Genomic DNA, 13,878 nt, shown 5'->3' with positions numbered 1-13,878 from the left:
GCGCGGGTTCGCCCGCTGCGGGCTCGCGCTGGTTTTGACTGCCAGGTCGTGCCATGTCCTCGTCCACCGCAGATCAGTTGCCCCCGACCGGGTGCCACACCTTAGCGCCTCATCCGGCCCGCGAGCAGGCTTGTGACCAGGGCTTCACGGCTCCATCACGGTTCGGGACCCTGCGTGTCGGCTCGCCCCCGGTGGCAGCCGGGGCGTTCAGTCGAACCAGTCGGGGTCCCCGGTCTCGATCAGCTCGCTGAGCACGTCGCGGTCGTGCAGGGCCTCGCGCAGCAGGGTGCCGAGGGTGCGCAGGGCCTCGGGGTCGCGTCCGTGGGCGACGAACATGCCCGCCTCGGGGTCGAAGGCGACCCGCCCGGCCAGCTCCGGGGCCCGCGACCGTATCGCCGAACGGGCCACGCCCGCCCACCCGTACCCGTTCCCGTACTGCCCGCAGTCCTCGAAGACGTCCAGCAGGTCGACCATGTGCCGGTCGCTGAGCATCAGGCAGTAGTGGCCGGGCTTGTGCTCGTACTCGAAGAACTGCAACGGCTCCAACGCCAAGGTCTCGTCCACCCTCCCGAACCTACAATCCACCTTCGACACCCGCCCGGCCGTCGCGCAAGCCTGCCCGACGGCTTCCCCGGACGCGGTCGAGAGGCATCCCCGGACCGGGGATTTTGGACGGTGTTGAGCAGAAGCCCACGCCCTGCGCACTCCTGCGGCCCCGTTTTCGGCATATTCGGCCCACCCCGGCCAAGCCCCCGGCCGGCGTGCCCGTTGGCGTCCGAATCCCCTGTCAGGCAAGTAATTTGACGGCTTCCGCCAATCCCGCGCACTGCTGCGCGATGCCTTGACTTTCGCTCAGAACAGGCTGAACAGTGGCTGGGCGAGTTCTCAAGGGTCCGGTGGGCGGCCGCGTGCGCGAGTGCGGTGCGCGTGAGAGGAGACATCGTTGTCAGCTCAACGATCGAGCCGCCGCCCCGCACCGGTGCCGTGCACGCTCCCCATGAACCTGTGCCCCAGCGGCGCGTGACGTGAAGGAGACAACCTTGCGCTCCCGAAGACTCCGGACATCGGCCGGACGCATGCTGGCCGCCGCCGTCGCGGCGACCGTGGTGGCCGGGGTGCCGGCCGTGGCGGAGGCGAGCCCCGCCGGCCCGGCCACCAAGGCCGCGGCCGCCACGACGCCGCTCTACCTGGACACGCACTACTCGTTCGCCGAGCGGGCCGCCGACCTGGTGTCGCGGATGACGCTGCCCGAGAAGGTGGCGCAGCTCCAGACCAACAACGCGCCGGCCATCCCCCGGCTCGGGGTCCAGCAGTACACGTACTGGAGCGAGGGCCAGCACGGGATCAACCGGCTCGGTGCCGACACCGCGGCCGGCGGGCAGGGCGAACTCGACGTCACCGCCACGAGTTTCCCGGTGAACTTCGCCGCCACCATGTCCTGGGACCCGCAGCTGACCTACCAGGAGACCACCGCGATATCCGACGAGGCGCGCGGCTTCCTGGACAAGTCGCTGTGGGGGAAGGGGCAGAACAACATCGGCCCCTCCGCCGCCGACTACGGCGACCTCACCTTCTGGGCGCCCACGGTGAACATGGACCGCGACCCGCGGTGGGGGCGGACCAACGAGTCCTTCGGCGAGGACACCTACCTGGCGTCCGCGATGGCCGACGCCTTCGTCGACGGCTACCAGGGCGAGACGCCGAGCGGCAAGCCGATGACCCCGTACCTGAAGGTCGCGGCAACGGCCAAGCACTACGCGCTGAACAACGACGAGAACAGCCGGCACACCCAGAGCGCGAACACCACCGACGCGAACATCCGGGACTACTACACCAAGCAGTTCGCGAGCCTGGTGCGGGACGCCCACGTCTCCGGCGTGATGACGTCCTACAACGCGATCAACGGCACCCCGGCGCCCGCGGACACCTACACCGTGGACGAACTCCTGCAGGCCACCTACGGGTTCGGCGGATACACCACCTCGGACTGCGGCGCCATCGGCGACATCTACTCCTCCGGCGCCCACAACTGGGCCCCGCCCGGCTGGACCACCAACGGCACGACGTGGACCGACACCGCCACCGGCGAGCAGATCTCCGCGGCGGCCGGCGGCCAGGCGTTCGCGCTGCGGGCCGGCACCCAGCTGAACTGCGCCGGCGGCGAGTTGACCACGCAGAACATCGACGCGGCCATCGCGCTGGGCCTGCTGACGCCCGGCGTCATCGACGGCGCGCTGACGAAGCTGTTCACGGTCCGCATGGAGACCGGCGAGTTCGACCCCGCGGGCAAGGTCGCGTACACGAAGATCACCAAGGACCAGATCGAGTCGCCCGCCCACCAGGCGCTCGCCGAGAAGATCGCCGCCCAGGACCTCGTGCTGCTGCAGAACGACAAGGTCGCGGGCACCTCGGCGCCGCTGCTGCCGGCGAACCCGGCGAAGCTGAAGAACGTCGTCATCCTCGGCAATCTCGCGAACACCACGACGCTGGGCGGATATTCGGGCCAACCCACGCTCAGGGTCGACGCCGTGCAGGGCATCACCGCGGCCGTCAAGGCCGCCAACCCCTCCGCGACCGTCACCTTCGACGCCTGCGGCACCTCGACCACCGCCACAACGCCCGCCTCCTGCTCGGCCGCCACGCAGTCCGCGGTCAAGGCCGCCGACCTGGTGATCGTGGTCGTCGGCTCGGACATGGCCGTGGCCGACGAGGGCACCGACCGCTCCGCGCTGTCGCTCCCCGGCAACGAGGACTCGCTGGTCGGCCAGGTCGCCGCCCTCGGCAACCCGCGCACCGCGATGGTCATGCAGGCCGACGGCCCGTACGACATCCAGGCCGCGCGGAAGGACTTCCCGGCGATCGTCTTCAGCGGCTACAACGGCGAGAGCCAGGGCACCGCGCTCGCCCAGGTCCTCTTCGGCGAGCAGAACCCCTCCGGCCACCTGGACTTCACGTGGTACGCCGGCGACTCGCAGCTGCCGCCGATGGACGACTACGGCCTCACCCCGTCCCAGACCGGCGGACTCGGCCGCACCTACCAGTACTTCACCGGCACGCCGACCTACCCCTTCGGCTACGGCCTGTCCTACGCGCACTTCGCCTACTCCCACGTCCAGGTGGGCCCCGGCACCGTGTCCGCGGACGGCACCGTGAAGGTCGGCTTCGACGTCACCAACACCGGTACGGTCGCGGGCGCGACAGTCGCGCAGCTCTACGCGGCCCCCCAGTTCACCGTGCCGGGCGCCGAGTTGCCCAAGGAGCAGCTGGTGGGCTTCCGGAAGACGGCGGTGCTCGCGCCCGGGCACACCCAGCACGTGAGCCTGTCCGTCAAGGCCGCCGACCTCAGCCAGTGGGACGAGGACGCCCTGAAGCAGGTGGTCCACGACGGCGCCTACCAGTTCCGGGTCGGGCCCGACTCCGCGACCGTCGCCGGCTCCGGCACGGTGCGGGTGCACGGCACCATCACCCCACGGGTGCGGACGGTCACCGTCCAGCCCGGCCAGGTGGTCTTCAAGCCCGGCGACGCGCTGGACCTGAAGGGCACCAATGCGTGGCTCGCCCCGGACACGGACTCCGCGCTGGAGCAGCAGCACGCTGCCGCGGACCACATCGTCGAGGCGGCCGACAACGACCAGTCCTTCGCCGACCTGTCCCGCGCCCACGTCACCTACCGCAGCACCGACCCGGAGGTCGCCTCCGTCAGCCGCACCGGCGTCGTCACCATGCGGGCACCCGGCGCCGCGTCGATCGAGGTGACGGTGGACGGCGTGACCGGCACCGCGCCGATCGTGGTGCAGGACCCGTTCACGCTCCAGGCGGACGGCATCGTGAAGCCCGACACGGCGATCACCGCGACCGCGACCTTCACCAACACCAGCGGGCAGAGCGTCCGCGCCCTGTCGGTGGGCCTCACCGTGCCCGACGGCTGGACGGCGACGGCGACCTCACCGGTCTCGGTGGCGCGCGTCGCGCCCGGCCAGAAGGTCACGGCGACCTGGAGCGTCCAGGTCCCGGCGAGCGCGAGCCCGGGCACCAAGGCGGAGCTGGACGCCTCGGCGGCCTTCACCGGCGGGGCCGGCACCTACACCGAGGCCGCGGTGAGCGCGCTCACCGTGACCTCCGGCGCCACGCCCCAGCAGGTCACCCCGGTGGTCACCGGGACCGACCCGGCGGCCGGTTCGCTGCGGGTCGTGATCGACAACCCCTCGGACACGCCCACTTCCGTGACGGGCGTGACGTGGAAGCTCGGCAGCCGCACGGGCACCCAGCCGGTGTCCGCGACCATCGCCCCGGAGTCGACGGCGACCGTCGATGTCCCGGTGACCGGAATCGACTTCGCGAAGCCCTATCCCTTCACGGTGACCAGCGTCATCTCCGGCGACCTGTCCTCGGAGGCGTTCTCCGGGCACGTCACCTTCCTCCCGGTGGTCAGCAAGTCCCTGGGCACCTCGTGGACCCTCGACCAGGTCCAGGACGGGCCCTCGGTCGACATGGCCGCGACCGCGGACGGCACGTGGAGCACGCTGGACGGCTCGCAGCCGTACGGGGGTCCCTCCGACCTGTCGGGCAAGGTGTGGCTCGACTGGGACGCCCAGAACCTCTACATCACCGCCGACCTGACCGACGACGTCCAGTCCCAGCCGGCCACGGGGGCGGACATCTGGCAGGGCGACTCCCTGCAGTTCGCGGCAACCTCGGGCGTCCCGGGCGCCTCGGCCACGGAGAGCACCGCCTCGGTGAACGGCCACTACGAGTACGGCGCCGCCCTCACCTCGGCGGGCTCCCAGCTCTACCGCTGGATCGCCCCCACCGAGGGCAGCGGCCAGGTCACCAACGCGACGGTCCATGTCACGCGGAACGAGTCGACCCACACCACCCTCTACGAGATGGCCGTCCCCTGGAGCGACCTCACCTCGATCCAGCCCACCGCGAACACCGTCTTCTCCTTCGCCCTGGACGACAACGACAAGGACAACGGCGTCCGCAAGGGCTACATGCAATGGGGCGACGGCATCGGCTCGAGCAAGGACGTAGCCGGCTTCAACATGGCCCAACTGATGCCGCCCGCCACCTCGTAACGACCCCCGCACACCCGCCGGCCACCCGGGCCCCCCGCCCCCCCAAGGGGACGCAACCAGGCCCGGGTGGCCGCCTTGTCGGCCGCGTCGGCAACTCCAGCTCCGCGCCCGGACCGTCGCAGTATCGTCGCGGGCATGAAGGTGCGGCACAACGTGCGCGCGGTTCTGCTCCACGACGGTCACCTCGTCTTCCTGCGCCGCGGCTGGCCCGGTGGCCCCTCCTACTTCGAGACCGTCGGCGGCGGCGTCGAGGCCGGCGACGCGGACCTCGAAGCCGCCCTGCGCCGCGAGGTCATGGAGGAGATCGGCGCCACCATCGGCCCGCCGATCGGGATCCTGACGTCGACCGACCCGGGCGAGCGCGTCACGGTCGTCCGCCATTACTTCCTCGCCGACGTGCTGGAGGTGGACGCGAGCCGTCGCGGCGGCCCCGAACTGGACGATCCCGACCTCGGGGACTTCACGCCGGTCCGCGTCCCCCTGGACGCCGCGGCCGTTGCCGCACTCGACCTCCAGCCGCCCGAACTCGCCGTCTGGCTGCGGGACTACGTCACGCGACGGGCGTGAGCGGCGGGAGGCCGCGTCAACTCGTAGTCGTGGCCGGGTCGCTGGTGCTGGGGGCGCCCGTTTCGATGTGGGCGGCGAAGCGGCGGATGTAGGCGGGGTCGGTGGAGGAGGTGACCGTGATGTCGTACCAGCGGTTGGCGGCGGCTACGCCCCAGTTGGGGACGGTGCGGGAGGTGGCCGGCTGGAGGGTGTAGGTGTAGTGCTGGGTGGGGGCGTAGGCGTCGGTGGCCGTGAAGGTGACCGGGGCCGAGGAGGGGTTGCTGAACACCAGGGTGACGTGGCCGGTCGAGGCGTCGTGGCGGGCGCTCACCTCGGGGCCGGCCGAGCCCGCCGTCCCGGCCATCCGGCGCAGGAAGCCGTTGGGGCCGTACACCGAGAAGTCGTAGCGGGCCGAGCCGGTGGGCATCGCCCAGGTGTCGCTGAGTGTCTTGCCCGCCTCGACGGTGTACGGCCACGGGCCGTCCGAGCGCACCGCGGAGGTGACGAGGAAGGCCGCGCCCGCCGTACCGAAGTTGCCGAAGGTGAACTGCATGCGCCCGCTCACCGGTTGGGTGTCGGCGCTCAGGTCGTACGGCAGGGCGCGGGCGTTGCGCAGGCCCGGCTCCTGCTTGGGCAGCGCGCCGGCCGCCGGCGGGGTCGGGACGTAGCTGCCGGGGTTGTCGTGGTTCGGCGGGACGTAGCCACCGGTGCCGGGCAGCGTCGGCGCCGCCGCGTTGCTGCGGGTGAAGTCGAAGGCGGAGGTGAGGTCGCCGCAGACCGCGCGCCGCCAGGGCGAGACGTTCGGGTTGCGCACCCCGAACCGCTTCTCGATGAACTGCACGATCGAGGTGTGGTCGAAGGTCTGCGAGCAGACCCAGCCGCCCGTGCTCCAGGGCGAGAGCACCAGCATCGGCACGCGCGGCCCCAGCCCGTACGGCCCGGCCGCGTATCCCGACACGCCGCCGGTGTAGAGGTCCTGCGTGACGTCCACCGTGGACAGGCCACGGGCCGCGGAGGCGGGCGGGAAGGGCGGCACCACGTGGTCGAAGAAGCCGTCGTTCTCGTCGTAGGTGAGGAAGACGGCGGTGCGGCTCCACACGTCGGGATCGGCCGTCAGCGCGTCCAGCACCTGCGAGACGTACCAGGCGCCGTAGTTGGCCGGCCAGTTCGGGTGCTCGCAGAACGCCTCGGGCGCGGCGATCCAGGAGACCTGCGGCAGCTTCCCGGCCAGGACGTCGGCCCGCAACTGGTCGAAGTAGCCGTCCCCGCCCGCGACATGGGTGCCGGTGCGGGCCTTGTCGTACAGCGGGCTGCCGGCCTTGGCGTTGCGGTACTGGTTGAAGTACAGCAGCGAGTTGTCGCCGTAGTTGCCGATGAAGGCGTCGCCGGTCCAGCCCCAACTCCCCGCCGCGTCGAGGCCGGTGCCGATGTCCTGGTAGACCTTCCAGGACACGCCCGCCTTTTCCAGCACCTCGGGGAAGGTGCTCCAGGCGTAGCCCGCCTCCTCGTTGCCCAGCACGGGACCGCCGCCCTTGCCGTCGTTCCCCGCGTAACCGGTGTACAGGTAGTAGCGGTTGGGGTCGGTGGAGCTGAGCATCGAGCAGTGGTAGGCGTCGCAGATGGTGAACGCGTCGGCGAGGGCGTAGTGGAAGGGGATGTCCTCGCGGGTGAGGTACGCCATCGTGGTGGTCGTCTTCGCCGGGATCCAGCGGTCGTAGTTCCCGCCGTTCCACGCCTGGTGGGTGCCGGACCAGCTGTGGTCGAGGTCCTGGATGAACTGCAGGCCGAGGTTGTCGGCGTCCGGCCGGAAGGGCAGCGTCTCGTGCCCGGAGGCATTCGCCTGGTGGAAGACGGACTTGCCGCTGGGCAGCGTCGCCGGCCGCGGGTCGCCGAAGCCGCGCACACCGCGCAGGGTGCCGAAGTAGTGGTCGAAGGCGCGGTTCTCCTGCATCAGCACGACGACGTGCTCGACGTCCTGGAGGGTCCCGGTCCCCGCCGCGGCCGGGATGGCGGCCGCCTTGGCGATGCCGCCGGTGAGGACGGAGGCCGCGGCGGTGGCCCCGGCGAGCTGCAGGAACCTTCGGCGGTCGACGTTGGCCATGGGCGGTTCTCCTGACGTCCGGTGGGGGCGGGGTCCGGCGGCGTACCAGGCGGCGGGCCGGCTGCCTCGTACGACCCGGGGTCGCGCGACATGACGTGTGCATGGTGGTGACGCGGGAACATGGTGTCAATGCCGCGTGAACGCGGGCGTGCGGCGGCCCGTCCCGCACCCGACGCTCCGGCGACGGCACACTGTTGCCCCTCTCGGACGGCCGGGGCGGCGGCCCCTATCATCGACCGCGACGGCTGACGTGGGGTCACCTGTGCGAGTGACCGGGCGCATCGCGTACCGGCGGAGAAGAGGCAGCGTGGGTCAGAGACGGGGATCGCGACGGAAGCTCGCGACGGGTGTCGTGGGCGCGGCGATGGTCGTCGCGGGGTGCGTGTCGGTGCCGGCGGCGTCGGCCGCCCCGGGTACGCCCGCGGCGACCAGCGCGGGGGCCTCGGCGCAGGCTTCCTCGGGGGCCTCCTCGGGCGAGCAGCAGGACTTCGCGTTCGCCGCGCGGGAGTCGAAGGTGCCGCAGGCGGTGCTGATGGCCGTCGGGTACGAGGAGTCCCGGTGGGACGTCCACCAGGGGCACAACACCAGCGGCGGCTACGGGCCGATGAGCCTGACGGACGTGACGCCGTCGATGGTCGCGGACGGCGGCGCCGGCGCGGCGGGCCGCTCCGACCTGGCGTCGCTGACGGCCGACCCCTCGCTGCACACGCTGACCGCGGCGGCCCGGCTGATCGGCGTCCCCGCGCAGCAGGTGCGCACCGACCGGCGGGACAACATCCGCGCGGCGGCGGCGCTGCTCGCCTCGTACGAGAAGAGCCTGGCGGGCGGCACCCCGAGCGATCCCGCGCAGTGGTACGCGGCGGTGGCCCGCTACAGCGGGTCGAGCGACCAGTCCGCCGCCGCGGGCTTCGCGAACCGCGTCTTCGCGACGATCAGGTCGGGCGCCGCGCGCACCACGGCGGACGGCCAGCGCGTGGACCTCGCGGCGCAGCCCTCGCTGCGGCCCGACACCGGCCGGCTGGCCGCGCTGCACCTCGCGAAGACCTCGGCGGCGGGCACCGACTGCCCGCCCGACCTGGACTGCCAGTCGGCGCCCGCGGCGACCACCAACTACCAGGTGGCGAACCGTCCTTCGGACGGCATGAAGATCGACTACATCGTCATCCACGACACCGAGACGCCCTACCAGACGGCGATCGACGCCTTCCAGAACCCGGCCTCCGGTGACGCCGCGAACTACGTGATGCGGTCCTCGGACGGCGCGATCACCCAGTCGGTGGCCGACAAGGACCTCGCGTTCCACGCGGGCAACTACTGGTTCAACATGCACTCGATCGGCATCGAGCACGAGGGCTACGCCGCCCACGGGGCCACCTGGTACACGCAGGTCCAGTACGAGAACACCGCCGAACTGGTGAAGTACCTGGCGGCCAAGTACGACGTGAAGCTCGACCGCGAGCACATCATCGGCCACGACAACGTGCCCGGCCCGGTCGACTCGTACGTCTCCGGCATGCACTGGGACCCGGGACCGTACTGGGACTGGAACGGCTTCATGGCGCTGCTGGGCGCGCCGACCGACCGGGGCCGGCACGGCGTCGGCCCGGTCGGCACCGCGGTGACGATCGCACCGGCCTTCGCGACCAACGAGCAGACGGCCACGGTCTGCCCGAAGGACGACCCGACCGGCGCCACACCCGCCTGCACCGAGGAGACCGCCCCGTCCAACTTCCTCTTCGTGCGCACCGCGCCGAGCGCGGACGCGCCGCTGGCGGGCGACCCGTACATCCACGCGAACGGTGCCGCGGGCACCGACGACATCAGTGACTGGAGCGCCACCGTCTCGGCGGGCCAGCAGTTCGTCGTCGCCGGCCGCCAGGGCTCGTGGACGGCGATCTGGTACGGCGGCCAGAAGGTGTGGTTCGACAACCCGCACGGCTGCAACACGGTCCAGGCGCGGCACGTGCGCATCCTCACGACGACGGGCGCCAGTGCCCCCGTCTACGGCGAGGCCTACCCCGACCCCTCGGAGTACCCCGCGGGCCTGGCCCCGGACACGGCCCCGCCGCTGAGTAAGTACGCCTTCCCGGCCGGCCAGGCCTACGTGGCCACCGCCGCGCCGGCCCCGCATGACGACTTCTACCCGGCCAACGGCACCACCCGCCCCACGGAGACGTACATCGAGGGCGCGGCAACGGTCTACACGATCCAGTACAACCACCGCGTGGCGCTGGTCAACGCGGCGGACGTCACCGAGAGCTAGCCCCTCTTCCCCCTCAACGGGCCCCCGCCCCGCGGCACCCAAAGCCGCAGGCCGGGGGCCCGTGCGTCTGGTTGTGCCCAACTCGACGCAGCTCAAGCAGAAGGCCCGCCGAAGACCGATTCCTCCTGGCCCGGCCACGCGAGAAGTACGCCGACCCGCTGGCACAAGTGGATCCACCTCCGCTCGGACGGCTCCCGCTCCACCCACAAAACGGCTGATGCATCCGGGGCGCGCTCGCGAAGTCGGTCCTGGTAGTCGAGCACTTGGCCGAGGCCCGCCCGCAGTTGGCGAACCTCGTTCGCCTGCGTCAGGGACTTGACCTCGCAGACGGTCAAGTGGCCGGCCCTGTCCCTCCAGGCAAGATCGAAGTCGGGGTCCGACACGTCAGGGGACAAGACGGTGAGACCGCGACTCTGCGCTTCGGCGGCCAGCAGATTCTGCAGCCTGCGGTGCGTCGCCAGGTTCCGCCCCACCAGATCCGGGTCCGGCGTACTGGCTGCGGCTGGTGTCACCACCACGTTCTCGTCCGGCGGCACGTAGCGCTGTCCGATCGCAACTTCAGGAGCGCTGACGGTGGCGTTGACGGGTACGAGGTGGAAGCGGATGACCTTGCGGAGGGCGCCGCCGCCGGTAGCCGGCGCCTCGTCCTCCGTGTAGGGCTCCTCAGGATCGAGGGTCCATTCCCCGATGTACCGCACAGTTCCGCGAGCACCGTCGAACAGACGCAACCTCTTTCCCGTTTGCGCGTGCTCCAGAATCGCCTTGTTGCCCCGAATCATTCTCTGGTCACCGACTTGGCCTTCGCCGGTGTAGTGGAACGTTCCGTCCTCGTTCCAAGTGTCGAAGTAGCCGTGCTGGTGACCTGAACTGGGAGCGGTGAAGATCAGCACATTGTCCGTCCTGCTACTCGGGGAGATGCCGTTCTGGGAGCTGCCCCCGTACCGATGATGCAGGTCGACCCTGCGGATCTCGTCACCTGGGGCGAGGTCCCACTCCGGGTCTGCTCCCTCCCTCGCCTCGATGATTGTGCGCAGGATCTGCCACTCCACGGCGGTCAACCGATGAGGGCTGCCCGCGAACGGCTGCCGAAGAATGGTCAGTTGACTCATACGGGGGTCGGCGGCGAGCCGAGCTTTGGGGACCCGCAGGTCGAGCCACTTGTCGACGGCGAGCGGCACGAAGTGTCGGGGGCCGGGGTCCTCGGCCCAGTAGCTCAGGTCGGGCTGCCCGTACGCTGCCGCGCCGGTGAAATGACCGTATGCAACGACGCCGGCGTTCTCGCCGGTGACCCACAACGCGAACTCATCGCCGTCCGCTACTTCGTCCACGTAGCGGGCGATCGTCCATGAGGTGAGGAGGTGACCGTCGCGGCGGTGACCTTCCAGGTCGAACCGCTTCGGGTTACAACTCAGCAGCCAGGCAGACACGCATCCCCCAGGGTGACTCCAGCGATGGGAGCACTCTAGGAGCTATTCGCGTGATCATGTGATTATCGTGTTGCAGGGCCGCGGGTTCGTACCGGAACACCCGGTATCCGCCGGACTGCCGGCTTCGTGCCCTCTCTTGCTTACGTCGCCGGGAGCCGTACGACGTAGGACTTCTCGCCCGCCAGGACCAGTTGGCCGGCGTGGTAGGTCAGGGTGCGCGGGAGGGCGCAGGGGAAATGGGCCGCGTCGACGGGCTTGTGGACGTCGCACGTGCCGTCCTTGGCGGCTTTCGCGGTGGGCTTCGCGGAAAGCACCACCGTGGCGGTGCCGTTGTGGAGGTGGAGGACGTAATCGCCGCTGCCACCGGTGAGTCGGACCGCGTGGACGTAGAGTCCGTCCGCGCCGTCCGAGGCGAGCCAGGTCGTGGTGAGGTCGGCGGGGCGGCCGTCGACGCCGGGGATGGCGGCGGGCAGCGCCGGCGCGGTCTCCTGACCCTGCGGGGAGATGACGCGCACGGCGCCGAGGGTGGGGGAGCCGGTCCTGGCCCCTCGTAGGTACGTCGTGCCGTCAGGGGCAACGGCGTTGCCCTCGGTGAGGAAGGTGGCGTCCTTGTCGTCGACGACCGGCTGCTGGTGGAAGCGGGTGAGCCTGCCGGCCGCCAGCGACCAGAGGGCCCGGCCGTCGAGGATCACGACGGCGCCCGCCTTGGTCACCCCGACCGGGACGGCCGACTTGGTGAAGCGGACGCTGCCGGCCGCGGCGGTGGCGGCCGCGGTCGCGTTGTAGTCGCGGGTCCGGTCGGCGTTGCCCGCCAGCACCGCGGCGGCGCCGCTCTTCGGGTCGAACCGGACCACTTCGCCGCCGTGCCCGAACAGCAGCGTGCCGTCGGGCATCGCCACCAGGCCGTCCGGCGGGGTCGCGTCGTAGTAGTGCTCGCTCGCGGGGTAGGCCGTCCCCTTGCCCGCGGTGCTCAGCCCGGCCAGAGCGGGGGAGTTGACCAGGTAGGTGGTGCCGGCCGCGTCGGTCGCGGCCCCGTTGGGATGGACCGCGGACAGCGTCTGGCCGACCGTGGTGCCGTTGTCGTACGTCCCGAGCAGCGCGGCCTGCCCCGGCTTCGGCGCGGGCGGCTTCCCGTTGCCGCCGCAGCCGGTCACGGCGACCAGCCCGGCCAGCGCGGCCGCGACGGCAACCGAAGCCGTACGCCCGCGGGAGGCCGTTGCGCGCTGGCGTGCTTCGGACGTGGCGGCGCTGTGGGCCGTGAATCCCGTTCCCTGCGTAAGCAATTATCGAAAGCTCTCCGTGTGTCGGCGCGCGTTCAGCTGGTCGGGACGCCGATGTCCAGGATGTAGGGGCGGTTGCCCGCGAGGTAGAGGTGGCCGGCGCGGTAGGCGAGGGCTTGGGGCAGAGTGCAGGGGAAGTCGCGGGCCGCTACGGGTTTGTGGGCCTTGCAGGTGCCGGATGCGGCCGAGGCGGTGCTCGATGCGACGATGTCGGCGCGGCCGTCGTGGATGTGGAGGACGTAGGAGCCCGGTGCCTTCGCCGGGATGGCGTTGAGGTAGATGCCGCCTGTGCCGTCCCCGGTGAGGAATGTCGGCTGCAACTGCGCTGTCGGCACGTCCGCACCCGTCAACTGCGAGGGGACGGCGAGCTTGTGGGCCGCCTGTCCGTCGCCGGGGACGACGACCACGTCGGCCAGGGACGCGGAGTCGCCGCGGGGGGCCAGGAAGACGGTGCCGTCCGGATCGGCCGTCGATTCCTCGCCCAGGAAGGGGCTGACGGCGCCGGTCGGGCTTTTCGCGGCGGCCTGCCGGTAGCGCTGCGTCAGCCGTCCGTTGCTGAGCGACCACACGACGTTGCTGTCCTCGATGAGGACCGTGCCGTCCTTCTCCACGCCCAAGGGCGTGACTCCACGGGCGAAGTGGAAGCCGGCCGCGGCGGCGGACGTGGGCACCGCGGCGGTCAGGGACCGGAACGCGCCCGCGGTGCCGGCGAGTTCGGTGATCGTGCCGTCGGGGGCGATCGACACCACCTGGCCGTCCTCACCCGTGAGCAGGGTCCCGTCGCCGCGGACGACGAGCCCGCTCAGGCCGCGGTCCTCGGGCGCGGGCCGACCGGCCTGCCGTCCGGAGACATCCGTGAACTTCCCGTCCGCGCCGAGCCGCACCAGGTACTCGTCGGTGTTCACGTACACCGTGCCGCCCGGGCCCGCGGCCACGCCCCGCGTGTCGCCCGCCACCTCCGAGCCGATGCCGCCGTCGCCGCTCGCCTCCCCGATCACCCGGGCCTGCCCGGCCTTCGGCGGGCCCGGCGGCCCGGAGTGCCCGCCGCACGCGGCCAGGGCCAGCAACCCCGCGACAGCCGCGACGGCGCTCCTTGCCCGGTGCCGTGAACCCAGCGTCATCCGCACTCTCCTCAACGATCGGTCGTCCCCGAACCGCCGCCCGGCCCGGCCCTGAACATCAC

General features: G+C 71.4%; 8 protein-coding genes. 3 read left to right on the top strand and 5 right to left on the bottom strand.

From position 1 onward, the window contains the following. Positions 1–207: 207 nt before the first annotated feature. Positions 208–564, bottom strand: a complete 357-nt coding sequence (locus BLR33_RS28200) for an immunity 51 family protein (RefSeq protein WP_093787458.1) — start codon at positions 562–564, stop codon at positions 208–210. Between the two features lie 476 nt (positions 565–1,040). Between BLR33_RS28200 and BLR33_RS28195 the strand changes: the two genes are divergently transcribed. Together BLR33_RS28195 and BLR33_RS28190 are read left to right on the top strand one after the other, a co-directional pair. Further along, a complete protein-coding gene (locus BLR33_RS28195; protein WP_218136714.1) occupies positions 1,041–5,078 on the top strand; it encodes a glycoside hydrolase family 3 C-terminal domain-containing protein in 4,038 nt (1,345 codons plus the stop codon). A gap of 135 nt (positions 5,079–5,213) precedes the next feature. Continuing rightward, on the top strand, positions 5,214–5,645 hold the full coding sequence (locus BLR33_RS28190; RefSeq protein WP_093787456.1) for an NUDIX domain-containing protein: 432 nt from the start codon (positions 5,214–5,216) through the stop codon (positions 5,643–5,645). 16 nt (positions 5,646–5,661) lie between these two features. Here BLR33_RS28190 and BLR33_RS28185 read toward each other — a convergent pair whose 3' ends face one another. Continuing rightward, positions 5,662–7,725 (bottom strand): phosphocholine-specific phospholipase C, encoded by a 2,064-nt coding sequence (locus BLR33_RS28185; protein WP_093787455.1) that lies wholly within the window; start codon positions 7,723–7,725, stop codon positions 5,662–5,664. Positions 7,726–8,089: 364 nt separating this feature from the next. Between BLR33_RS28185 and BLR33_RS28180 the strand changes: the two genes are divergently transcribed. Next, positions 8,090–9,988, top strand: a complete 1,899-nt coding sequence (locus BLR33_RS28180) for an N-acetylmuramoyl-L-alanine amidase (protein ID WP_093787497.1) — start codon at positions 8,090–8,092, stop codon at positions 9,986–9,988. Positions 9,989–10,080: 92 nt separating this feature from the next. Here BLR33_RS28180 and BLR33_RS28175 read toward each other — a convergent pair whose 3' ends face one another. The 3 genes from BLR33_RS28175 to BLR33_RS28165 form a co-directional block, all read right to left on the bottom strand. Beyond that, positions 10,081–11,415: a hypothetical protein gene (locus tag BLR33_RS28175; protein WP_093787454.1), complete on the bottom strand. Its 1,335-nt coding sequence runs from the start codon at positions 11,413–11,415 to the stop codon at positions 10,081–10,083. 140 nt (positions 11,416–11,555) lie between these two features. Next, on the bottom strand, positions 11,556–12,698 hold the full coding sequence (locus BLR33_RS28170; RefSeq protein WP_143031777.1) for a hypothetical protein: 1,143 nt from the start codon (positions 12,696–12,698) through the stop codon (positions 11,556–11,558). 32 nt (positions 12,699–12,730) lie between these two features. Next, positions 12,731–13,816 carry an NHL repeat-containing protein gene (locus BLR33_RS28165; protein WP_143031776.1) on the bottom strand — a complete coding sequence of 362 codons (1,086 nt, stop codon included), beginning with the start codon at positions 13,814–13,816 and terminating at the stop codon, positions 12,731–12,733. Positions 13,817–13,878 lie beyond the last annotated feature (62 nt).

The sequence above is a fragment of the Actinacidiphila guanduensis genome (assembly GCF_900103985.1).
In the GTDB taxonomy this organism is placed as follows: domain Bacteria; phylum Actinomycetota; class Actinomycetes; order Streptomycetales; family Streptomycetaceae; genus Actinacidiphila; species Actinacidiphila guanduensis.
This window is presented reverse-complemented; position numbering and strand designations above follow the sequence as displayed.